Below are 20,583 nucleotides of genomic sequence, written 5' to 3'. Positions count from 1 at the left end.
TGATCTCGGGCCATGGTGAGCGGATTTCAAGGCCTGACGGGGCAGGGCAGGGACGCGGTAATTGTATCCCGGCCCCTGAGCGCCTAAATCAGGCCATCAAACCAGGGACTTTCCATGCACGCATCTTCCCATGAGCCCACCGTCTGGCACGGCACCACGATCCTGACCGTCCGCAAAGGGGGCAGGGTGGTCGTGGGCGGCGACGGCCAGGTCTCGATCGGCCAGACCGTGATCAAGTCCAACGCCCGCAAGGTGCGCAAGCTCGGCAAGGGCGACGTGATCGGCGGCTTCGCTGGCGCCACGGCGGATGCCTTCACCCTGTTCGAGCGGCTGGAGAGCAAGCTGGAGCAGTATCCGGGGCAATTGACCCGGGCGGCCGTCGAGCTCGCCAAGGACTGGCGGACCGACCGCTATCTGCGCCGGCTCGAAGCGATGATGATCGTGGCCGACAAGGAGGTCTCGCTGGTGCTGACCGGGACCGGCGACGTGCTGGAGCCGGAAGCGGGCGTGATGGCGATCGGCTCCGGCGGCAATTATGCGCTGGCCGCGGCTCGCGCCCTGATCGACACCGACAAGGACGCCGAGAGCATCGTGCGCAAGTCGCTCGACATCGCCGCCGACATCTGCGTCTACACCAACCGCAACATCACCATCGAAGCGCTGTCGGCCGAGTAGGCGATGGTCGCGGACGGGATCAGCATCGCGTCCCGCCGGTCGCCCGGGCTGTGGCTCGGGCTCGTCGTCGCGCTGCTGGCTTTACAAGCCGCGATCCTGTTCGCGATGGGGCGGCTGCCGATCTGCGCCTGCGGCACCGTCAAGCTGTGGCATGGCGTGGTGCAGAGCTCGGAGAACTCCCAGCATCTCACCGACTGGTACACGTTCTCGCACATCATCCATGGCTTTCTGTTCTACGCGCTGACGGCGCTGATCGTGCCGCGGCTGCCGTGGCAGGGCCGGCTGATCATCGCGATGCTGATCGAGGGCGCCTGGGAGCTGGTCGAGAACTCCAGCTTCATCATCGAGCGCTATCGCGCCGCGACGATCTCGCTCGACTATTTCGGCGACAGCATCGTGAACTCGGTGGGCGATACGCTCGCGATGATGACGGGGTTTCTGCTGGCGCGGGTGCTGCCGGTCTGGCTGACCGTGCTGATCGCGATCGTGTTCGAGATCGGCGTCGGCCTGCATATCCGCGACAACCTGACGCTCAACATTCTGATGCTGATCTATCCGACCGAGGCGATCCGGCAATGGCAGGCCGGGCCGCCGCTGCTGTGAGGGCAGGGCGGTGATGAATGTCGGATTCCGTGCGATGACCGAAGACGATCTGCCCGCAATCCGCGCCTGGCTGCAGCAGCCGCATGTGCGCGAGTGGTGGGGCGATCCGGACGAGCAATATGCGTTGCTCGACGGCGATCGTGACGAGCCGGCGATGGATCAGTACATCATGCTGATGGAGGGCGAACCGGCCGGCTATCTGCAGTGCTACGCCCTCACCCAATGGAACGACGGCTTCGGTCCGCAGCCGGAGGGGACTCGCGGCATCGACCTGTTCATCTCCGGCCCGCAGCGTGTCGGACGGGGCCATGGTTCGCTCGTCCTCCGGGCCTTTTGTAACCTGATGTTTCAGCGCGGCGTCCCGCGCGTGGTCACCGATCCCTCGCCGGCCAACGCCCGGGCCATCCGCGCCTATGAAAAGGCGGGATTCCGGCGCGAGCGCGTGGTCCATACGCCGGACGGCCCGGCGCTGCTGATGTCCTGCGAACCCGCCGACTTGCCTCGCCGCCCATCCGAGCCTAGCTAGAGCCCCATGACCGACTTTTCCCCTCGCGAAATCGTCTCCGAACTCGACCGCTTCATCGTCGGCCAGGCCGACGCCAAGCGCGCGGTCTCCATTGCGCTTCGCAACCGCTGGCGCCGGCTGCAGCTCGATACGGGCCTGCGCGAAGAGGTGCTGCCGAAGAACATCCTGATGATCGGCCCGACCGGCGTCGGCAAGACAGAAATCGCGCGGCGGCTGGCCAAGCTCGCCGGCGCACCGTTCTTGAAAGTCGAGGCGACCAAGTTCACCGAGGTCGGCTATGTCGGCCGCGACGTCGAGCAGATCATCCGCGACCTCGTCGAGGTCGCGATCCACCAGGTGCGCGAGCGCAAGCGCAAGGACGTCGCCGCCCGCGCCCAGCTCGCCGCCGAGGAGCGCGTGCTCGATGCTCTCGTCGGCGCCAATTCCAGCGCTGCGACCCGTGACTCGTTCCGCCGCAAGCTGCGCGCCGGTGAGCTCAACGACAAGGAAATCGAGATCGAGACGCAGTCGTCCGGCGGTGGCATGCCGATGTTCGAGATCCCGGGCATGCCGGGCGCGCAGATGGGCGCAATCTCGATCGGCGACATCTTTGGCAAGCTCGGCGGCCGCACCAAGACGCGGCGCGTCACGGTCGAGGCGTCGCACGACATCCTGATCGCGGAGGAATCCGACAAGCTGCTCGATAGCGACCAGCTGGTGCAGGAAGCGATCAGCGTGGTCGAGAACAACGGCATCGTGTTCCTCGACGAGATCGACAAGATCTGCGTGCGCGAGAACCGCCATGGCGGCGACGTCTCGCGCGAGGGCGTGCAGCGCGATCTGCTGCCGCTGATCGAGGGGACAACGGTCTCGACCAAGCATGGCGCGGTGAAGACCGACCACATCCTGTTCATCGCGTCGGGCGCGTTCCACATCGCAAAGCCGTCGGACCTGCTGCCGGAATTGCAGGGCCGCCTGCCGATCCGCGTCGAGCTGCAGGCACTGACCCGCGACGACATGCGCCGCATCCTGACCGAGCCGGAGGCGTCGCTGATCAAGCAATATGTGGCGCTGATGAAGACCGAAGGCGTGACGCTCGATATTACCGACGATGCAATCGATGCGCTCGCCGACGTCGCGGTCGCCGTGAACTCGACGGTCGAGAACATCGGCGCACGCCGGCTGCAGACGGTGATGGAGCGCGTGCTCGACGACATTTCCTTCACCGCCTCGGACCGATCAGGCGAAACCATGCGCGTCGACGCCGCCTATGTGCAACAGCACATCGGCGATCTTGCGAAGAATGCGGATCTGAGTAGGTTCATTTTGTAGCTGCTTGACATATTGACCACCGTTCGAGCTGCAAATTCCGTTGTCGTCCCCGCGAACGCGGGGACCCATAACCACCGAGGCTGATTGTAGTTCAAGATGGCCGCTCCAGCCTTGCCTCACCACGAACGGCGGTGGTTATGGGTCCCGGCTCGAGGCCGGGACGACAGCGGTGGGTGTGGCGCCGACTTTTTCCCCATTGCTGTCGGTTTGGCCGCCGCATGAGCGGCGCTTACAGCAGACACTGGCGCGCGATGCTCGCCGTCAACGCCGCTGTCATGCTCGGCGTCTTCCTGCACAAGCTCGCGCTGCCGCCCTACATTCCCTACATCCATCTGCTGGTCGACTATCACTTCGGCTTCATCAAGCGCGCGTTGATCGGGGCGGTCGTCGGGCTGTTCACCGCCAAGGTACCGGTCTGGCTGGTGTTCGCGCTGGCCGGCGGTGTGTGGCTGATCACCTTCGGCTTGTTTGTTCAGCTCTTCCGACGCACGTTCGGCCTAGGCCAGCCGCAGCTGCCGCTGTTCATCTTCACCGCCGGCTCGCCGTTCGTGTTCAAGAACTTCCTGTTCACGCTCGGGCACTTCGACATCTATGGCTGCCTCGGCGCGATCGTCCTGCTGCTGGTGCCGGCGCGCTCGCTGGCTTACGTGCTGCTCGCCGCGCTGATCTCGGCGGCCCTGGTGCTGATCCACCACATCCATCTCTTGATGTACGTGCCGACCGTCGCCGCCATCGTCGTGCTGCGCTACTACCTGATACGTCCGATCATGCGCCTGGATATCGCGGTCGGCGCGATTGCACTGCTCGGCCTCGGCGCGCTGTTTTTTGCCGCGCAATTCCTCGGCACGATGCCGCTGCCCGAGGCCGACTTCGTCAGCTACCTGAAGACGCGGATGGTCGATCCGTCGCGCACCGAGCTCTTGCAGTTCGCCTATGTCTGGTATCAGCCGCTGTCCAAGGAGGTGCAGGACACCTGGGCGCGGCTGCCGTCCAACCTGCTCGGCGTGCCTGTCTACGCGCTGCTGCTGTGGCTGCATCGGCCGCTATGGCGTGTCTTCAAGCAGCACATCCATTCTTTAAACTCGCCGCGGCATCGCCAGATCGTCATCGCCGCGCTGATCGTGATCGGCCTCGCTTATCTCGTGATGTTCGCGATGGTGTTCGACTATTCGCGCTGGATCTCGAGCTGGATGGTCTGCATGGTGCTGATGCTGCATGCGGTGAAGACACTGCCGGCAACCAAGTCTGTCGCCCCGATCGATGGTGACGATCGCAAGACCACAATCCTCGGCTGGATCATCACGGTCCTGCCGCGCGTCGGCATTATTAGGCCGTTCTGATCCTCAGCCGCGCGGCCGCCGGATGCGGACATAGAGTGCGCCGGCGCCGCCATGGCCGACATGGGCTTCTTCGAAGCCAACGATCAACGCGCGGAATTCCGGCAGGCTCAGCCAATGCGGTACCTGGCGCCGCAGCACACCGCGTTCGGGATCGGCGCCGATGGTGCCCTTGCCGGTAATGACGAGCACGAAGGTCAGGCCGTCGTGCTGGGCCCGGTGCAGGAAGTGATGCAGCGCCTGATGCGCGCGGCTCTGGGTCATGCCGTGCAAATCGAGCCGCGCGTCGATCTCGCTACGGCCGCGTGAGAGTTTGGAGCGTTCCTTCCGGCCGAGCGAGACCAACGGCGGGATCGCTGGCTTGGCCGGCTTGGGAACGACGAGCGGCGCAACCGGACGGGGCGTGGTCATCGGTTTGTCCGGCTGCGGCTCGGCCGTCGCCATCGGCGGATGCGGACGTACCGGACGCGATGCCTTGCGCAGCGGCTTCACCTGGCGCGCCACCGTCTCCCACAGCGTGCGCTCGTCCTCGGAGAGGCCACGCTTGCGCCGGCCACGCGGCGGCTCGGGATCTTCAGACATGGAAACGGCGGTTCATCGGTGATTGCGGTAACGCCTGCCATAACGCAATCGGCGGGAATTGCGATCACTTTCAAGCCGCGGCCTCGCCTCGGGCAGTGGGATCGGGGCGACCATGTTCTGCGCCACGGTGGTCGTCGCGCTTGCGCCGGCAGCCGGCGCAGGGGCCTTCGCATCCTTTGTGTTCGCATCCTTGGCGGATGCGGCTGAAGCGCTGACCTGATCCTGGCCTTTGACTTGATCCTTCGCCTGATCCCTAAGCTGATCCTTAGCTTGATCTTTGGGCTGATCTTTCGCCGGCTCCTTTTGCGCCTCCTTGACGGGCTCCTTCGGCAGGACCTGCGGGAACAATTTTGCGATCTTCTCCGACGGACGCGCATCCGGCAGCGGCATCTTGCGGCCGCGCGCGACCGGATCGAGGCTGCGCGGTACCAGCATCACGAACTGGATGCTGTGCTTGAGCCGGCCCGACACCTTGCCCGCTTCCTGTCCGGCACCGAAATAGAGATCGGCGCGGGCAGGCCCAACGATGGCCGATCCCGTATCCTGCGCGATCATCAGCCGGTGGAACGGATTCTTCTGCTTCTCGGATTCGATAGGTAGCTCGCCGGTGATGAAGAACGGCGTGCCATAGACGTGCAGCGACTTGTCGACGGCGATGGAGCGGCCGGGTGTCAGCGGAATGCCCTGAGCGCCGACGGCCTCGTCCTTCTCCGACAGCTGCACCTCGCGAAAGAAGATGTAGGAGCGGTTCATCCGGCGTAGCTCGTTGGCGCCTTCCGGATTCTGCTCCATCCAGTCGCGAATGCGCTGCATCGACATCTGCTCGCGCGGAATGATGCCGCGCTCGATCAGGATGCGGCCGACCGGCGTATAGGGATGGCCGTTATAGGCATCGTAGTTGATGCGCACCGTCGAGCCGTCATCGAGGCTGATGCGCGCGGAGCCCTGGATCTGGGCGAACAGCAGATCCGTCTGATTGCGGAGCCAGGCGATTTCGAGCCCGCGGCCTTCGATCGCGCCATCCTCGATCTCCGCGCGGTCGTAATAGGGGACGAGCTTGCGACGTCCGATCTTGCGATACACCGGGCCCTTGTTCGGCAGGCTGGTCGCGTCCTGCTTGAAGCCGCGGACGAACAGATTGGACGGGCGGCGATAGACCGGAACGTTGTAGACCTCGTTCTGCGTCCGCGAGCCTTCGATCACCGGCTCGTAGTAGCCGGTAACGAAGCCGTCGGCGTCGCCGAGCTTGGAGATCTTGAGCGGCTCGAAATTGCGTTCGAAGAAGGCGCGCGCAGCCGCGTTGTCGGTGAGATCATTGGCGCGTGCCTCACGGCAGGGGTCGCGCAGGGAATCACCGAGTGCCTTATCCTCAGGCGCGCCATCCGGCTTCGCGGCGATCGGCTTGCAGCTGGCGCGGAACGTCTTGTAGGCCGCGAGCTGATCATCATCGGTCCAGCCGGGGACGTCACTCCACGCAAGCGGCTGATACTGGCTGTTGGTGATTTCCAGCGGCGAGTCGAGCTGGGGGTAGGGCAGGTGGCGCATCGGCGGCGCGGCCGACCGATGCCGCGCACGTACCGCCTCGGCTGCATAGGGTGCGAGCACGACGGCTCCGACGCTCAGCGCGAGCGCCGGAGTCCAATATTTGAGGTGACGGGTCGTAAAACCCCGCTTCCAAATTTCACGAACCATGCCTGCACCGTCAAAGTACCACTCAACGCAAAGCTCGGAAAAAACGGGATTCTAGAAAATCGCGATTTCGAAAACTGAAATGCGCCTCGTCGTCCTTCTGACGAAAGCCGCGGCCCCGCTCACACGGAATGTGACCGGGCGGTCCGCGTCGTTTCCTGATCAATGGCTGCCGGTGCCGACCAGCTTCCAGTTCGGATCACGCGAGCCGGTGTCGCGGGCGAAGGTCCAGATGTCGGTGATGTCGGCGACCTTGTCGGGATTGCCGTCGACGATATTGCCCATCTTGTCGCGCGTCACCGAGATCATCTGCGAGACGAACCGCACCGTGAGCTGCGCGGTACGGTCGCGCGCCTCGGCGCCGACCAGCTCGGCGGTGTCGATCGAGACGAAGCGCGTCTCGGTCTTCTGCTCGTTCTTCTCGCGATCCTTGATGACGGAATCGAAGCTGTCATAGACCTCGGACGACAGCAGGTCGCGAAGCGCGCGGCGGTCGCCATTGGCGAAGGCCAGCACGATCATCTCATAGGCGCTGCGCGCGCCGGTCAGGAAGTGACGCGGGTCGAACGACGGATCACTGGCGGCGATGGCATCGAGACCGCGCGCAAGCGGCGTTCCCGCCTCGGCGACCCCCCGCCAGCGATCGTTCGGCGCACCGAACTCCGCGCCGGTGCTCGGGCCTGCCGGATCGATCGGCGCGCCGGGAACCGGCATCACGCGATTGTCGGGCGCGCCCTGGACGGCATTCCGAGCCGCGTGATCGAACGGCGTCCGCTCACTGCCGGTGCGCTGGCCGAGCACGGCGCGCAGGCGCACGAAGATGAAGACCGCCAACGCCAGGAAGATGATGGTATAAATGTCCACGTCGTGTTCGCTTTCTGACTTGTCGAGCCGAAGGCGGAGCCCGGCCACCGGGCACCCGTTCTACAGGAACCAGGTAAAGACCAGTGAATCCCTTGGTCGACCCGGATGTAGTCATCGAATTGGGCCCGGCCAATGGCACATTGTGGCACGCCCATCCTAACCCGTTTCGGACCCAGGAGGAAATCGGGCGGGCCTGGAAATGGAACAGGCGAGCCCGGTCTCTCGTTCCAGCCTGACCCCGATGCGACAAATAGAGGCATGCCGGGCCGAATAGCCGTATTCCCGCGACTTAACGGCGTCCTCGGCTCGTCCTTGTGGAACAAGCCGGCCCTATGGTAGCCACGCGCCGCAACGATCCGCCCTTTGTGCCAGGAGAACACTTCGATGACCAACGGTAACGGCGCCACCCCCGAGGCGGCCCCTCCTCCTCAACTCAACGTGCTGGCGCAGTACATCAAGGATCTCTCGTTCGAGAACCCGAACGCGCCGCAGTCGCTGGCACCCCAGGGCCAGGCGCCGCAGATCAACATTCAGATCAATGTCGGCGCCAACGCGCTGGCCGAGACGGAATATGAAGTGACGCTGACGATCGAGGGCAAGGCCGAGAGCGGCACCCAGGTCATGTTCAGCTTCGAGCTGGTCTATGGCGGCGTGTTCCGGCTGGTCAACGTTCCCCAGGAGCACCTGTCGCCGATGCTGCTGATCGAGTGCCCGCGGCTGCTGTTCCCGTTCGCGCGCGAGATCGTTGCCAATTCGGTCCGCGACGGCGGCTTCCCGCCCTTGATGCTCGATCCCGTCGACTTCGTCAGCCTGTACCGCCAGAACATGGAGCGTCAGGCCGCGGCCCAGGGCGGGCAGGTTCTCCAGAGCTGATCCGTTAAGATTTTACTGCCGATGATTGAAGGGCGTGGTCCGCGGCCCAGCGCCGGGGATCACGACCCCGCTAGAAATTCCGTCCAGATCGGCTTGTCACCCAGGGTGGCAATGAAGGCGCGATGTGCCTCGCGCTCCGCATCGGTCACCCGCGGAGCCAGCGGAACGTCCCGCTGGCGGCGTGGCGTATCACCGCCGCCGCCGATCCGGATCTCCTGCGTCTCCTGAGTCAAGATCAGCTGCGACTGCCGGGCGCCGACCAGGTCGACATAGACCTCGGCCAGCAGCTCGGCGTCGAGCAGCGCGCCGTGCTTGGTGCGGCGCGAATTGTCGATCGCATAGCGCGAGCACAAATCATCGAGCCGGTTCGACACGCCCGGATGCTTGCGCCGCGCCAGCAGAAGTGTGTCGACCAGTCGGTCGCGCGGAATTGCCGCGCGCTTCGCCCGGTCCAGCTCGGCATTGATGAAGCCGATGTCGAAGGACGCATTGTGGATCACCAGCGGCGCATCGCCGATGAACGCCAGGAAGTCCTCGACCACCTCGTGAAACAGCGGCTTGTCCGCCAGGAACTCGCTCGACAGGCCGTGCACCGCGAAGGCCTCCGCCGGCATGTCGCGCTCGGGATTGATGTAGACGTGGAAGACTTGGCCGGTCGGCATGCGGTTGATGATCTCGACACAGCCGATCTCGACCAGGCGATCGCCGCGCAGGGCGTCGAGGCCGGTGGTTTCGGTGTCGAGTACGATCTCACGCATGGATCTATCCGTCGCTGCTACGGCGCGCGTCGAATCAGCCGCGCCGCCGCGGCATCTTAACCACCTCGGCCAGGATGTCGCGGATGCGGGCGCGCACCGGATCGAGCCCGTGCGAGGTATCCACGACGAAATCGGCGCGCGCCCGCTTCTCGGCATCCGGCATCTGCCGAGCCAGCAGCGCATCGAGCGCCTCTTCCGTCATCGTGCCGCGCGCCAGTATCCGCTGCCGCTGCACCTCGGGCGAGGTCGAGACGACAACGACAGCATCGACGCGCTTGTCGCCGCCGGTCTCGAACAGCAGCGGAACGTCGACGACGGCAACGGGCGCGCCGGACTGCTCGGCGTGATCGAGGAACGCCTGGTGATAAGAACGCAGCATCGGGTGCACGATGGCTTCGAGCCTGCGAATGGCCTCGGGATTACCGACGACCTTGGCTGACAGCTTCGGTCGATCAACCTTGCCGTTGACGGTCGTGCCGGGGAACGCAGCCTCGACCGCAGGCGCCGCCTCGCCTTCATAGACTTTATGGACCGTCGCGTCGGCGTCGTAGACGGGAACGCCGGCTTCCGCGAACAGCTTCGCCGTTGTCGACTTTCCCATCCCCATCGAGCCTGTCAGCCCCAGCACTCTCATCCGCGATCGCTCCTCACAACCATCAGCCTCGGCTGCCCGTCAGAATTTGAGCAGCCTGGCTTCGCGGAGAAAAGCCAACAGCGGCAGCAGCGGCAGACCAAGAATAGTGAAGTGATCGCCATCGATGCGGTCGAACAGATGCACGCCGAGACCTTCGAGCTGGTAGGCACCAACGCTCGACATCACCGGCGGGCCGGCCGTGTCCAGATAGGACGCGATCTCGCTCTCGGTGAGCGTCCGCATCGTCATCCAGGCCACGGCGACGTGGGAGAACAAGACCTCGCCATCGCGCACGACCGAGATCGCCGAATGCAGCGCATGGGTGCGTCCGGCGAGCGCCAGCAGCTGGTGCATGGCCTGCTGCCGTCCGGCCGGCTTGTTGAACATCCGCTCGCCGAGCGCCAACGTCTGGTCGGCTCCGATCACATATGAGCCCGCCTTCATCGCCGAGACCGCCCGCGCCTTGGCCGTCGACAGATGCAGCGCGATCTCATAAGGCGCAACCAACCCGGCCTCGGCCTGGACAGCGCGCTCGTCGATCTCGGCCGGCACCGCTTCGCAGGCGAGGCCGGCATTCTCGAGCAGCATGCGCCGGGCTCGGCTCTGCGAGGCCAGCACCAGGGGCCCGTCACCACACCATAAGGTCATCTCAGTCCACTCAATCCGGCAGACGCTGCCGCTGCCGGTCGGAATAGAGTTTCAGGATCGCGGCCGCCGTCTCTTCGATCGAGCGGCGCGTCACGTCGAGCATCACCCAGTTGAACTTCGCACTGAGCTTGCGCGCATAGGCGACCTCATCGGTCACCGACTGCTTGTCGACATAGTTCTCGTTGCCGCTTTCCGCACCCATGCTGAGCAGCCGATTTTGCCGCACCTGGATCAGGCGCTCCGGCGTCGCGTGCAGACTGACGACCAGCGGCTTCTTCAGGATCTCGAGCTGGTGCGGAATCGGGATACCCGGGACCAGCGGCACGTTCGCCGTGCGCACGCCGCGATTGGCGAGATAGATCGAGGTCGGCGTCTTCGACGTCCTGGAGACGCCGACCAGCACGACGTCGGCATCCTCCAGCCCGTCGACCATCTGGCCGTCATCATGGAGCATCGTGTAGTTCAGCGCATCGATGCGGGCGAAATATTCGGCATTGAGCACGTGTTGCGCGCCGACCCGGCCCGCGGTGGAGGCGCCGAGATAGGCCTCGAACAGCTGCATCACCGGACCGATGATCGACAGGCTCGGGATGTTGATCTGCTGGCACTTGGCCTCGAGCCTGGAGACCAGATCCTTCTCGAGCAGGGTGAACAGCACGATCCCCGGCGCCTCCTCGATCTCGTCGAGCACGCGGTCGAGCTGCTTTTGGCTGCGCACCAGCGGATAGACATGCTCGACCGGGGTGACGTTGGCGTATTGCGCAGCGACGGCTCGCGCAACCGTGATCAGGGTTTCGCCGGTTGAGTCGGAAACCAGATGCAGGTGAAAGTAATTGCCGGTGGTGGGCATCAAATCCTTAACGATCTGTGAATCCCTGTGAAGGATGGGGCCAAAAAGCCGGCAGGCGCCGCCCCCTTTGGATAACCCCGAATCTTCTTCACATGGTCGCTGTCCGGGACAACTCGAGCCGCTCGCCTGATGATATCGGGGCGAGGTTCGTTTGTCTTGGGATAAGCTGTCGATCAGAATCGGCAAGCATTTGAATCACATCGGACTCGCGCGCGGGCCACTGCGTCCGGCCAGCCTGTTGAAGGATGTGAACAAGCCGTGAGCAATCTGCGGACGGCGTTGCATGAGTCCAATCCACCGCTACCTAGACTCAAACCTTAAGATTCTTAAATTATTTGGTTTGGAAGCGATCGAGCCAGCGGATATGTCTCGCCTCCCAATGGTCACCATCCGGTTAATGGATCGCGAAGTCTGATGTACGAGTGGATCAAGGCGCTGCATGTCATTGCCGTCATCGCCTGGATGGCGGGCATGCTCTATCTGCCGCGGCTGTTCGTCTATCATTGCGAGGCAGAGATCGGCTCGAAGCAGTCCGAGACCTTCAAGGTCATGGAGCGGCGCCTGCTGAAGGCGATCATCAATCCGGCCATGATCGTCACCTGGCTGGCCGGCCTGTACATGGTGTGGGCCGGGCACTGGTATGCCAGCGGCTGGTTTCACGGCAAGTTTCTGCTCGTTCTCATCCTGTCCGGCGTGCACGGGCTGTTCACCCGCTGGGTCAAGGATTTTGCCGCCGACCGGAATGCGCACACTCAGAAATTCTATCGTTATATCAATGAGGTACCAACGGTGCTGATGATCGGCATCGTGATTCTGGTGATCGTCAAGCCGTTCTGACCTCGTCCACGACAGTACCGCCCTGCTGCAGACGGCTTGCGGAGGGCGGCGCGATTTTCTATATTAAGAACATCCCACCCCACGCAGGCGGATGTGGTTGCGTTCCGGCTTGACCGGCCGCCGCATCAGGTTTGGTGCCTCCTTGGCGCCAACCTTGCTCAGACCTGCGGACCTCATTTTCGTCCGCCTTCCCACAGCCACCTCGCATCCCTCCCAAGTCGCTTCCACAGGACCACCCCCAATGCGGGAAATCAAACTACAGGACCTCAAGTCAAAGACGCCGGCCGAGCTCGTCTCCTTTGCGGAGGAAAACGGGGTCGAGAACGCCAGCACGATGCGCAAGCAGGAGCTGATGTTCGCCATCCTCAAGCAGCTCGCGATCCAGGAAACCGACATCATCGGCGAGGGCGTCGTCGAGGTGCTCTCCGACGGCTTCGGCTTCTTGCGTTCGCCGGACGCCAACTACCTGCCGGGCCCGGATGACATCTACGTCTCTCCGTCGCAGATCCGCCGCTTCGGCCTGCGCACCGGTGACACGATCGAGGGTCACATCCGCAGCCCGAAAGAGGGCGAGCGTTATTTCGCGCTGCTCAAGGTCAACACGCTGAACTTCGAGGATCCCGAGAAGTCCAAGCACAAGGTTAATTTCGACAACCTCACCCCGCTGTTTCCGGACGAGCGCTTCCGGCTCGAGCTCGAGGATCCGACTCGCAAGGACCTGTCGCCGCGCGTCATCGACATCGTCGCCCCGATCGGCAAGGGCCAGCGCGCGCTGATCGTGGCGCCGCCGCGCACCGGCAAGACGGTGCTGATGCAGAACATCGCGCACTCGATCACCGCCAATCATCCCGAATGCTACCTGATCGTGCTGCTGATCGACGAGCGCCCGGAAGAAGTCACGGACATGCAGCGCTCGGTCAAGGGCGAGGTCGTGTCCTCGACCTTCGACGAGCCGGCGGCGCGTCACGTCCAGGTCGCGGAGATGGTGATCGAGAAGGCCAAGCGCCTGGTCGAGCACGGCCGCGACGTCGTCATTCTGCTGGACTCGATCACCCGTCTCGGCCGCGCCTACAACACCGTTGTGCCGTCCTCCGGCAAGGTGCTGACCGGCGGTGTCGACGCCAACGCGCTGCAGCGTCCGAAGCGCTTCTTCGGTGCCGCCCGCAACATCGAGGAAGGCGGCTCGCTGACGATCATCGCGACCGCGCTGGTCGACACCGGCAGCCGCATGGACGAGGTCATCTTCGAAGAGTTCAAGGGCACCGGCAACTCCGAGCTCATCCTCGACCGCAAGGTCGCCGACAAGCGGACCTTCCCGGCGATCGACATCGCGCGCTCCGGCACCCGCAAGGAAGAGCTCATCACCGAGCCGCAGAATCTCAAGAAGATGTACGTCCTCCGCCGCATCCTCAATCCGATGGGCACCATGGACGCGATCGACTTCCTGCTCGACAAGCTCCGCAGCACCAAGAGCAACTCGGAATTCTTCGAGTCGATGAACACCTGATCGGTTTACGATCGCAGGATTTAAAAGGGCGCTCCTCGGGGCGCCCTTTTTGTTTGGGCGGTCTTGCGCATAAAGCTGATAGTGCCGCGGGCAACTTCGAGATCAACTTCGGTGCCACCCTCCCCCTCCAGGGCAGGGCTATCGCATATGAAGATACGGCGCTGCCGCCACCAACAATCCTGACAATTAGATCATGATGCGTTTCGGCGGAAACGCATCATGATCTTATCTATTTGTTTGAGCATGATCTTTTCGGAAAACCGGTTTCCACTTTTCCGGATCATGCTCTAGTTACTCCGTCATGCCCGGGCTTGTCCCGGGCATCCACGTGGTTCTCAGCGCGCTGAAGGGCGTGGATGGCCGGGACAAGCCCGGCCATGACGACGTGGAGGAAGGCGAGCGCGCCACTCCGATCGTCAAATGCGATAGCCCTGCCTGGAGGGGAACGGTAGGACTGAAATTCGCGGCGCCCTTCGTCTTGGTCGCAAGCATGGTTGCGATGGGTCTAGGCTTTGCTCGATGTCATCGCATCATGCTCGAGCTCCGTCGCCGAGCGCTCGCCATCCCGCGTAAAGCATGCCGGCGCAAACTGATTGTCTTTCTGGGCCGCCGAGCCCAATTGAAAATCATGCATCCTCACGACCAGACCATCTTCGCGCTGTCCTCGGGGCGGCTGCCGAGCGCGATCGCAATCCTGCGTCTCTCTGGTGCGCATGCCGGCCCAGCTCTTCAGATGTTGGCGGGAAAGATGCCGGCGTCGCGCATGGCGAGCCGGGCGCTGCTGCGCGATGCCAGCGGCGAGCCAATCGATGATGCGGTCGTGCTCTGGTTTCCTGGACCGGCCAGTGCCACCGGCGAGGACGTCGCCGAGCTTCAGGTCCATGGCAGCCGCGCGGTGATCGCGACCCTGTTCGCGGTGTTGTCGGCGACGCCGGGATTGCGTCCGGCCGAGCCCGGCGAGTTCACCCGGCGGGCGTTCGAGAACGGCAAGATCGATCTGACCGAGGCCGAGGGCCTCGACGATCTCATCCACGCCGATACGGATCGTCAACGGCGGCAAGCGCTACGGCAGCTCAACGGGCTGCTTGGCGACAAGGCGCGCCGCTGGCGCGAGCAGATCATCGAAGCCTCAGCCCTGATCGAGGCGGGGATCGACTTCTCCGATGAAGGCGACGTGCCGGCGGAGCTCATGGCGCCGGCGTTGTCCCGGGTCGAGCAGCTCCTGGTTGAGATTGAGGCCGTCTTGTCGGCTGAGGGACGGGCCGAGCGTCTGCGTGACGGTCTGACCGTCGTCATCGCCGGGCCGCCGAATGCGGGCAAGTCGACGCTGATGAACCAGCTGGCGCGGCGCGAGGTGGCAATCGTCTCGCCACATGCCGGCACGACCCGCGACCTCATCGAAGTTCAGCTCGATCTCGACGGCTATCCGGTGACCGTGATCGATACCGCCGGGATCAGGGAGACGGAGGATCCTGTCGAGCAGGAGGGGGTTCGGCGTGCTCGGGATCGGGCCGGCCAGGCGGACCTCGTGCTCTGGCTGACGGAGAATGATCAAGCGGAGACGGAGCGGGCAGGCGACGTGCCGGTCTGGCTCGTCCGCAACAAGATTGACCTCGGCGGTGCGGAACCAGAGATCACCTCTGGGTCCCCCGGAGGCCGGTCGTTTGCCATCTCGGCCCAGAGCGGGACGGGCATGGCAGCTCTCCTGGACGCTATGGTCGGTTTCGCGCGCGGCTTCTTCGGCTCCACTGAGAGCAGCTTCATCACGCGAGAGCGCCAAAGGCAGTCTCTCAAGGAGGCGGCTGATGCTCTCCGCCGGAGTCTGGGTGCGGTCGGTTTGGGTGAGGAGCTTGTCGCTGAGGAGTTGAGGATCGCAGCCTTGGAGCTGGGGCGCCTCCTGGGCCGGGTCGACGTGGAGGATTTGCTCGATGTGATCTTCCGGGAGTTCTGTATCGGGAAATAGGCCCCCAGCGCCTGCCTTATGATTAATGAAAGATGATCTGGTTAACGGATCCTAAATCGTTTCACGTGAAACAAGGGACGGTGTCGGTTCCGTTGTTTCACGTGAAACAGGTATTGGCCGCCTAAGCTGTTTCACGTGAAACACCGACACCTGATGCGGTCTCATGTTTCACGTGAAACATCTTCCGAGCGTTGGCCCCAAGCGCTAGATATCCCGCTATGAGCGAGCATCTGACATCCTACGACGTCATCGTCATCGGTGGCGGCCACGCCGGCTGTGAAGCCGCAGCTGCCTCAGCGCGGCTGGGTGCCCACACTGCCCTTGTCACCCATCAGTTCGCAACCATCGGCGCTATGTCCTGCAATCCCGCGATCGGTGGGTTGGGGAAGGGCCATCTGGTGCGCGAGGTCGATGCCTTCGATGGTCTGATGGGCCGCGTCGCCGATGCCGGAGGCATTCAATTTCGGGTTCTGAACCGGCGGAAGGGGCCGGCTGTCCGCGGTCCGCGGGCCCAGGCTGACCGGAAGCTTTACGCCGCCGCGATGCAGGCTGCGGTCCGCGAGACCGCCAATCTCTCCGTGATTGAAGGTGAGGCGGACGAACTCGTCGTCTCCCATGGCCGTGTTGTCGGGCTCAAGCTGGCGGATGGCCGGACGCTGGTCTGTGGTGCCGTGGTCATCACCACGGGCACCTTCCTCCGCGGTCTGATCCATCTCGGCGAGAAGACTTGGCCCGCCGGTCGCGTCGGCGAGGCACCGGCGCTTGGGCTCTCCGGGTCGCTGGAGGCGATTGGATTCAAGCTCGGTCGCCTGAAGACCGGCACGCCGCCGCGTCTGGATGGGAGCACGATCGACTGGGCCGGAGTCGAGATGCAGCCCGGCGATGATCCGCCCGAGCCGTTCTCCGTCCTGACCGAGAAGATCACCACGCCGCAGATCCAGTGCGGTATCACCCGTACAACGACCGCGACCCACGACGTGATCCGCGCCAACGTGCATCGCTCGCCGATGTACTCCGGGCAGATCAAGTCGACCGGTCCGCGCTATTGCCCGTCGGTCGAGGACAAGATCGTCCGCTTCGGCGATCGCGACGGCCACCAGATCTTCTTGGAGCCGGAAGGGCTCGACGACATCACCGTCTACCCCAATGGTATCTCGACCTCGCTGCCGGAGGAGGTTCAGCTCGCGCTGCTGCCGACCATTCCGGGATTGGAGCGGGTCCGGATGATCCGGCCGGGCTACGCGATCGAGTATGATCACGTCGATCCGCGCGAGCTGGAGCCGACCCTGCAGACCAAGCGGATGAAGGGTCTCTTCCTGGCCGGCCAGATCAACGGCACCACCGGATATGAAGAGGCGGCGGCACAGGGCCTGGTGGCTGGCCTCAACGCAGCGCTGGTGGCGGGTGACGGCGAGGCGATCGTGTTCGATCGGGCTGACGGTTATCTCGGCGTGATGATCGACGACCTGGTCACGCGGGGAATCACCGAGCCGTATCGTATGTTCACGTCGCGCGCCGAATATCGGCTGACGCTGCGGGCCGACAATGCCGATCAGCGGCTGACCGACAAAGGTATCGCGCTTGGCTGCGTCGGCGCCGAGCGGGCTGAATTCCACCGTGCCAAGATCGAGGCGCTGGAAGCGGCCCGCGCTGTGGCGAAGTCGCTGACGATTACCCCCAATGAGGCGGCCAAGCATGGGCTGACGCTCAACCGTGACGGCCAGCGTCGATCGGCTTTCGAGTTGATGGCCTATCCCGACATCGGCTTCGCGGAGGTGAGGGCGATCTGGCCCGAGCTCGGCTCGATCGATCCGGCGATCGCTACGCATCTCGAGATCGACGCCAAGTACGACGTCTATGTCCGCCGCCAGAGTGAGGATGTCGATGCCTTCCGGCGCGACGAAGGCTTGGTGCTCGGCGATATCGATTACGCAGCTGTTCCTGGTCTCTCCAATGAGGCAAGGGCGAAGCTGACCGCGGCTAAGCCATGGACCATCGGGCAGGCGGGTCGCATCGATGGAATGACGCCGGCGGCGCTCGGAATTCTGGCGGCGTATCTGCGTCGCGAGGCTCGGCGCAACAAGGCCATGGGTTGAGGGCGTTTCACGTGAAACGATCACCGCCCGCCCTGACGTCTATGAACCTCGAAACCGACAAGGCCGATGCGCTCGCGCTGACCCCCGTTTCACGTGAAACGGAGCGGCGCCTCGACCGCTACATCGCCCTGTTGCTGGAGTGGCAGGCCAAGACCAATCTGGTCGCGCCATCCACCTTGCCGCATCTCTGGACGCGGCACATTTCGGATTCGCTGCAGCTCCTCGATCTCGCGCCCGAGGCCAAGATATGGGTCGATCTCGGCAGCGGCGGTGGCTTCCCCGGCGTCGTGCTGGCTTGCGCTTTGGCCGAGCGGCCCGGTGCCCAGGTTCATCTGGTCGAGCGTATCGCCAAGAAGGCGGCGTTCCTGCGCGAAGCAATTCGCGTCACCGGCTCACCGGGGATCGTGCATTTGTCAGAGATCGGGGATATCGTGGAGAAGTGGAGCGGGCGAGTCGATTGCGTGACCGCACGCGCGCTGGCTCCGCTACACCAACTCATCGGCTTTGCGGAGCCCTTGGTGAAAAAAGGCGCGAAAGCGCTGTTTCTCAAGGGTCAAGATGTAGAAGCGGAATTGACCGAATCTACTAAGTATTGGAAAATTGAGCCGAAACTTCATTCCAGCCGGACGGGCGGGCAGGGCTGGATCGTCGCAATCGATTGCATCGAGCGGCAAGGCTGAACTCCCGCAGCAAACAACCATGGCGATCGCGCATGTCCGTAATTGATCAGATTTATCAAGAAGATAGAGCCCCTCACCCGGACGGGCATCCGCGCATCCTGGCGCTCGCCAACCAGAAGGGCGGGGTCGGCAAGACCACCACCGCGATCAACCTCGGCACCGCGCTGGCCGCCATCGGCGAGCGCGTGCTGATCGTCGATCTCGATCCGCAGGGCAACGCCTCGACGGGTCTCGGCATCGACCGTGGCAGCCGCAACTGCTCGACCTATGACGTGCTGATCGGCGAGGCTTCGCTGCGCGACGCGGTCGTCGCGACCGCCGTGCCGCGGCTACACATCGCTTCCTCGACGATGGACTTGTCCGGCCTGGAGCTCGAACTCGGCAACAGCGCCAACCGTGCCTTCCGTCTGCGCGATGCCATTGCCGGCCTCAACAACAATGTGTCGCCGGAGAACGACTACACCTACGTGCTGGTCGACTGCCCGCCGTCGCTGAACCTGCTGACCGTCAATGCGATGGCCGCGTCGGACGCGATCCTGGTGCCGCTGCAGTGCGAGTTCTTCGCGCTCGAAGGTCTGTCGCAACTCTTGCAGACCGTGGAGCAGGTGCGCTCGACCTTGAACCCGAACCTCTCGATCCACGGCATCGTGCTGACCATGTTCGACTCGCGCAACAACCTGTCCAACCAGGTCGTCGCCGACGTCCGTCAGTTCATGGGATCGAAGGTCTACAACACCATGATCCCGCGCAACGTCCGCATCTCGGAGGCGCCGTCTTACGGCAAGCCGGTGCTGGTCTATGACCTGAAGTGTGTCGGCAGCGAAGCCTATCTGAAGCTCGCGACCGAGGTCATCCAGCGCGAGCGCGACCTGCGCGCCAACTAACTGGTTGTCATGGCGCCGGCTGACGTCTCGTCAGCCGGACCTCAATCGAGGATGACGGCGAATTCCGGCAGCGGGATTCGTCATCTCCTTTCTTTGCCCTGACGCTGCGGTTCGGCAGCAGCACGGAAGCGGAGCGTGACGTGAATCCAAAGGAGAAGGCGATGGCTGAGGAGTCGCGATCGCGTCTGGGCCGGGGTCTTGCAAGTCTGATCGGTGACGTCGGCCGCGAAGCGGGGGCGCCGCCGGAGCGGCCGCGCAATCAGCGCAAGGTGCCGATCGAGTTTCTCAAGCCGAACCCGCGCAACCCGCGCAAGACGTTTTCCGACGGCGAGCTCGCCGAGCTCTCGGCTTCGATCAAGCAGCACGGCGTGATCCAGCCGATCGTGGTGCGCCCGATCAAGGGCCAGCAGGACCGCTTCGAAATCATCGCCGGCGAGCGCCGCTGGCGCGCCTCGCAGGCCGCCGGCCTGCACGAGGTGCCGATCGTCCCGGTCGATGTCAGCGACAGCGACGCGCTGGAGCTCGCGATCATCGAGAATGTGCAGCGCGAGGACTTGAACCCGATGGAGGAGGCGCAGGGCTATCACGCGCTCGCCAACGAGTTCAAACGCAACCAGGAAGAGATCGCCAAGATCGTCGGCAAGAGCCGCAGCCACGTCGCCAACATGATGCGGTTGACCAAGCTGCCGGCCGAGGTGCAGGGCTTCATCGCCACCGGTGAGATTTCGGCCGGCCACGCGCGCGCGCTGATTAACCTGCCGGATCCGCTGACGGCCGCGAAGAAGATCATCGCCGAAGGCCTCAACGTCCGGCAGACCGAAGCGCTCGCCCATGAGGAGGGCGTCCCGGAGCGCAAGCCGCAGAAGCCGCGCAGCAGCGGTGGCGGGGAAGCGCCGGACAAGAAGGACGCCGATACGCTGGCGCTGGAGAAGCGCGTCGGTGACGCGCTCGGTCTCACGCTCTCGATCAGCCACCGCGATCCCGGCGGGACCGTGCAGATCACCTACCGCAGCCTCGAGCAGCTCGACGAGGTGATGCGCAGGTTGGAGCAGGGTTAGGTGTGAACTCGGAGCCGCTAACTGCGTCGCCGCGATTGCCTCCCCCGAGGCTCCTGTTAGTTCGTTCTGCTCTCACCTTTGTCATGGCCGGGCTCGACCCGGCCATCCATCTTTCAGAAACCCCCAGAGGATGGATGCCCGGGTCAAGCCCGGGCATGACGAGCTATTAGTCCAAAGTAATTGCAGCTCTTTCCTCCGTCCTTACGAG

Annotated in this window: 20 protein-coding genes; 13 read left to right on the top strand and 7 right to left on the bottom strand. The window is 64.0% G+C overall.

What is annotated here, in order from left to right:
- Positions 1-114 precede the first annotated feature (114 nt).
- The 5 genes from hslV to BRAD285_RS33735 all read left to right on the top strand — a co-directional run bounded on the left by hslV (position 115) and on the right by BRAD285_RS33735 (position 4,455).
- On the top strand, positions 115-675 hold the full coding sequence (gene hslV, locus BRAD285_RS33755) for an ATP-dependent protease subunit HslV (RefSeq protein ID WP_006612664.1): 561 nt from the start codon (positions 115-117) through the stop codon (positions 673-675).
- 3 nt (positions 676-678) lie between these two features.
- Positions 679-1,278: a DUF2585 domain-containing protein gene (locus tag BRAD285_RS33750; RefSeq protein WP_006612665.1), complete on the top strand. Its 600-nt coding sequence runs from the start codon at positions 679-681 to the stop codon at positions 1,276-1,278.
- A gap of 13 nt (positions 1,279-1,291) precedes the next feature.
- Positions 1,292-1,804, top strand: a complete 513-nt coding sequence (locus BRAD285_RS33745; protein ID WP_006612666.1) for a GNAT family N-acetyltransferase — start codon at positions 1,292-1,294, stop codon at positions 1,802-1,804.
- A gap of 6 nt (positions 1,805-1,810) precedes the next feature.
- Positions 1,811-3,115, top strand: coding sequence for an ATP-dependent protease ATPase subunit HslU (gene hslU / locus BRAD285_RS33740; RefSeq protein WP_006612667.1), 1,305 nt, complete (start codon positions 1,811-1,813; stop codon positions 3,113-3,115).
- 218 nt (positions 3,116-3,333) lie between these two features.
- The gene (locus BRAD285_RS33735) at positions 3,334-4,455 is read left to right on the top strand and encodes a hypothetical protein (protein WP_006612668.1); all 1,122 of its coding nucleotides are present in this window, start codon (positions 3,334-3,336) and stop codon (positions 4,453-4,455) included.
- A 3-nt stretch (positions 4,456-4,458) separates the two neighbouring features.
- On the opposite strand, the gene BRAD285_RS33730 is transcribed toward BRAD285_RS33735, so the two are convergent.
- The 3 genes from BRAD285_RS33730 to BRAD285_RS33720 form a co-directional block, all read right to left on the bottom strand.
- Positions 4,459-5,034, bottom strand: a complete 576-nt coding sequence (locus tag BRAD285_RS33730) for a Smr/MutS family protein (protein ID WP_006612669.1) — start codon at positions 5,032-5,034, stop codon at positions 4,459-4,461.
- A gap of 12 nt (positions 5,035-5,046) precedes the next feature.
- Entirely contained in the window at positions 5,047-6,726 is a 1,680-nt protein-coding gene (locus BRAD285_RS33725) for a murein transglycosylase A (RefSeq protein WP_006612670.1), read from the bottom strand.
- A gap of 159 nt (positions 6,727-6,885) precedes the next feature.
- Positions 6,886-7,587: a Tim44/TimA family putative adaptor protein gene (locus BRAD285_RS33720; protein ID WP_006612671.1), complete on the bottom strand. Its 702-nt coding sequence runs from the start codon at positions 7,585-7,587 to the stop codon at positions 6,886-6,888.
- A 384-nt stretch (positions 7,588-7,971) separates the two neighbouring features.
- Between BRAD285_RS33720 and secB the strand changes: the two genes are divergently transcribed.
- On the top strand, positions 7,972-8,460 hold the full coding sequence (gene secB, locus BRAD285_RS33715; RefSeq protein ID WP_035646920.1) for a protein-export chaperone SecB: 489 nt from the start codon (positions 7,972-7,974) through the stop codon (positions 8,458-8,460).
- 59 nt (positions 8,461-8,519) lie between these two features.
- On the opposite strand, the gene dnaQ is transcribed toward secB, so the two are convergent.
- Genes dnaQ through BRAD285_RS33695 form a run of 4 tightly spaced genes read right to left on the bottom strand, consistent with a single transcriptional unit; the run spans position 8,520 to position 11,350 of the window.
- A complete protein-coding gene (gene dnaQ, locus BRAD285_RS33710) occupies positions 8,520-9,218 on the bottom strand; it encodes a DNA polymerase III subunit epsilon (RefSeq protein ID WP_006612673.1) in 699 nt (232 codons plus the stop codon).
- 34 nt (positions 9,219-9,252) lie between these two features.
- A complete protein-coding gene (gene coaE, locus BRAD285_RS33705) occupies positions 9,253-9,852 on the bottom strand; it encodes a dephospho-CoA kinase (RefSeq protein WP_006612674.1) in 600 nt (199 codons plus the stop codon).
- A gap of 39 nt (positions 9,853-9,891) precedes the next feature.
- A complete protein-coding gene (locus BRAD285_RS33700) occupies positions 9,892-10,500 on the bottom strand; it encodes a Maf family protein (protein ID WP_006612675.1) in 609 nt (202 codons plus the stop codon).
- Positions 10,501-10,510: 10 nt separating this feature from the next.
- Entirely contained in the window at positions 10,511-11,350 is an 840-nt protein-coding gene (locus tag BRAD285_RS33695; protein WP_006612676.1) for a pyruvate, water dikinase regulatory protein, read from the bottom strand.
- Positions 11,351-11,764: 414 nt separating this feature from the next.
- On the opposite strand from BRAD285_RS33695, the gene hemJ reads away from it, so the two are divergent.
- The 7 genes from hemJ to BRAD285_RS33660 all read left to right on the top strand — a co-directional run bounded on the left by hemJ (position 11,765) and on the right by BRAD285_RS33660 (position 20,375).
- Positions 11,765-12,187: a protoporphyrinogen oxidase HemJ gene (hemJ, locus tag BRAD285_RS33690; protein WP_006612677.1), complete on the top strand. Its 423-nt coding sequence runs from the start codon at positions 11,765-11,767 to the stop codon at positions 12,185-12,187.
- 241 nt (positions 12,188-12,428) lie between these two features.
- Positions 12,429-13,694 carry a transcription termination factor Rho gene (gene rho, locus BRAD285_RS33685; protein WP_006612678.1) on the top strand — a complete coding sequence of 422 codons (1,266 nt, stop codon included), beginning with the start codon at positions 12,429-12,431 and terminating at the stop codon, positions 13,692-13,694.
- 628 nt (positions 13,695-14,322) lie between these two features.
- On the top strand, positions 14,323-15,657 hold the full coding sequence (gene mnmE / locus BRAD285_RS33680; RefSeq protein ID WP_006612679.1) for a tRNA uridine-5-carboxymethylaminomethyl(34) synthesis GTPase MnmE: 1,335 nt from the start codon (positions 14,323-14,325) through the stop codon (positions 15,655-15,657).
- 218 nt (positions 15,658-15,875) lie between these two features.
- Entirely contained in the window at positions 15,876-17,753 is a 1,878-nt protein-coding gene (mnmG, locus tag BRAD285_RS33675) for a tRNA uridine-5-carboxymethylaminomethyl(34) synthesis enzyme MnmG (protein WP_006612680.1), read from the top strand.
- 41 nt (positions 17,754-17,794) lie between these two features.
- Positions 17,795-18,433: a 16S rRNA (guanine(527)-N(7))-methyltransferase RsmG gene (gene rsmG, locus BRAD285_RS33670; RefSeq protein ID WP_035646924.1), complete on the top strand. Its 639-nt coding sequence runs from the start codon at positions 17,795-17,797 to the stop codon at positions 18,431-18,433.
- Positions 18,434-18,465: 32 nt separating this feature from the next.
- Positions 18,466-19,317, top strand: coding sequence for a ParA family protein (locus BRAD285_RS33665; protein ID WP_006612682.1), 852 nt, complete (start codon positions 18,466-18,468; stop codon positions 19,315-19,317).
- Positions 19,318-19,478: 161 nt separating this feature from the next.
- Entirely contained in the window at positions 19,479-20,375 is an 897-nt protein-coding gene (locus tag BRAD285_RS33660; protein ID WP_006612683.1) for a ParB/RepB/Spo0J family partition protein, read from the top strand.
- Positions 20,376-20,583: the final 208 nt, after the last annotated feature.

Origin of the sequence: Bradyrhizobium sp. ORS 285, assembly GCF_900176205.1 — a bacterium.
Taxonomy (GTDB): domain Bacteria; phylum Pseudomonadota; class Alphaproteobacteria; order Rhizobiales; family Xanthobacteraceae; genus Bradyrhizobium.
Note: the sequence above shows the minus strand (reverse complement) of the source record. Positions and strands in the feature narration are given on the sequence as shown.

Coding starts and splice junctions, on each gene's coding strand:
- hslV (WP_006612664.1), top strand. CDS start 115: ATGCACGCATCTTCCCATGAGCCCACCGTCTGGCACGGCACCACGATC.
- BRAD285_RS33750 (WP_006612665.1), top strand. CDS start 679: ATGGTCGCGGACGGGATCAGCATCGCGTCCCGCCGGTCGCCCGGGCTG.
- BRAD285_RS33745 (WP_006612666.1), top strand. CDS start 1,292: ATGAATGTCGGATTCCGTGCGATGACCGAAGACGATCTGCCCGCAATC.
- hslU (WP_006612667.1), top strand. CDS start 1,811: ATGACCGACTTTTCCCCTCGCGAAATCGTCTCCGAACTCGACCGCTTC.
- BRAD285_RS33735 (WP_006612668.1), top strand. CDS start 3,334: ATGAGCGGCGCTTACAGCAGACACTGGCGCGCGATGCTCGCCGTCAAC.
- BRAD285_RS33730 (WP_006612669.1), bottom strand. CDS start 5,034: ATGTCTGAAGATCCCGAGCCGCCGCGTGGCCGGCGCAAGCGTGGCCTC.
- BRAD285_RS33725 (WP_006612670.1), bottom strand. CDS start 6,726: ATGGTTCGTGAAATTTGGAAGCGGGGTTTTACGACCCGTCACCTCAAA.
- secB (WP_035646920.1), top strand. CDS start 7,972: ATGACCAACGGTAACGGCGCCACCCCCGAGGCGGCCCCTCCTCCTCAA.
- dnaQ (WP_006612673.1), bottom strand. CDS start 9,218: ATGCGTGAGATCGTACTCGACACCGAAACCACCGGCCTCGACGCCCTG.
- coaE (WP_006612674.1), bottom strand. CDS start 9,852: ATGAGAGTGCTGGGGCTGACAGGCTCGATGGGGATGGGAAAGTCGACA.
- BRAD285_RS33700 (WP_006612675.1), bottom strand. CDS start 10,500: ATGACCTTATGGTGTGGTGACGGGCCCCTGGTGCTGGCCTCGCAGAGC.
- BRAD285_RS33695 (WP_006612676.1), bottom strand. CDS start 11,350: ATGCCCACCACCGGCAATTACTTTCACCTGCATCTGGTTTCCGACTCA.
- hemJ (WP_006612677.1), top strand. CDS start 11,765: ATGTACGAGTGGATCAAGGCGCTGCATGTCATTGCCGTCATCGCCTGG.
- rho (WP_006612678.1), top strand. CDS start 12,429: ATGCGGGAAATCAAACTACAGGACCTCAAGTCAAAGACGCCGGCCGAG.
- mnmE (WP_006612679.1), top strand. CDS start 14,323: ATGCATCCTCACGACCAGACCATCTTCGCGCTGTCCTCGGGGCGGCTG.
- mnmG (WP_006612680.1), top strand. CDS start 15,876: ATGAGCGAGCATCTGACATCCTACGACGTCATCGTCATCGGTGGCGGC.
- rsmG (WP_035646924.1), top strand. CDS start 17,795: ATGAACCTCGAAACCGACAAGGCCGATGCGCTCGCGCTGACCCCCGTT.
- BRAD285_RS33665 (WP_006612682.1), top strand. CDS start 18,466: ATGTCCGTAATTGATCAGATTTATCAAGAAGATAGAGCCCCTCACCCG.
- BRAD285_RS33660 (WP_006612683.1), top strand. CDS start 19,479: ATGGCTGAGGAGTCGCGATCGCGTCTGGGCCGGGGTCTTGCAAGTCTG.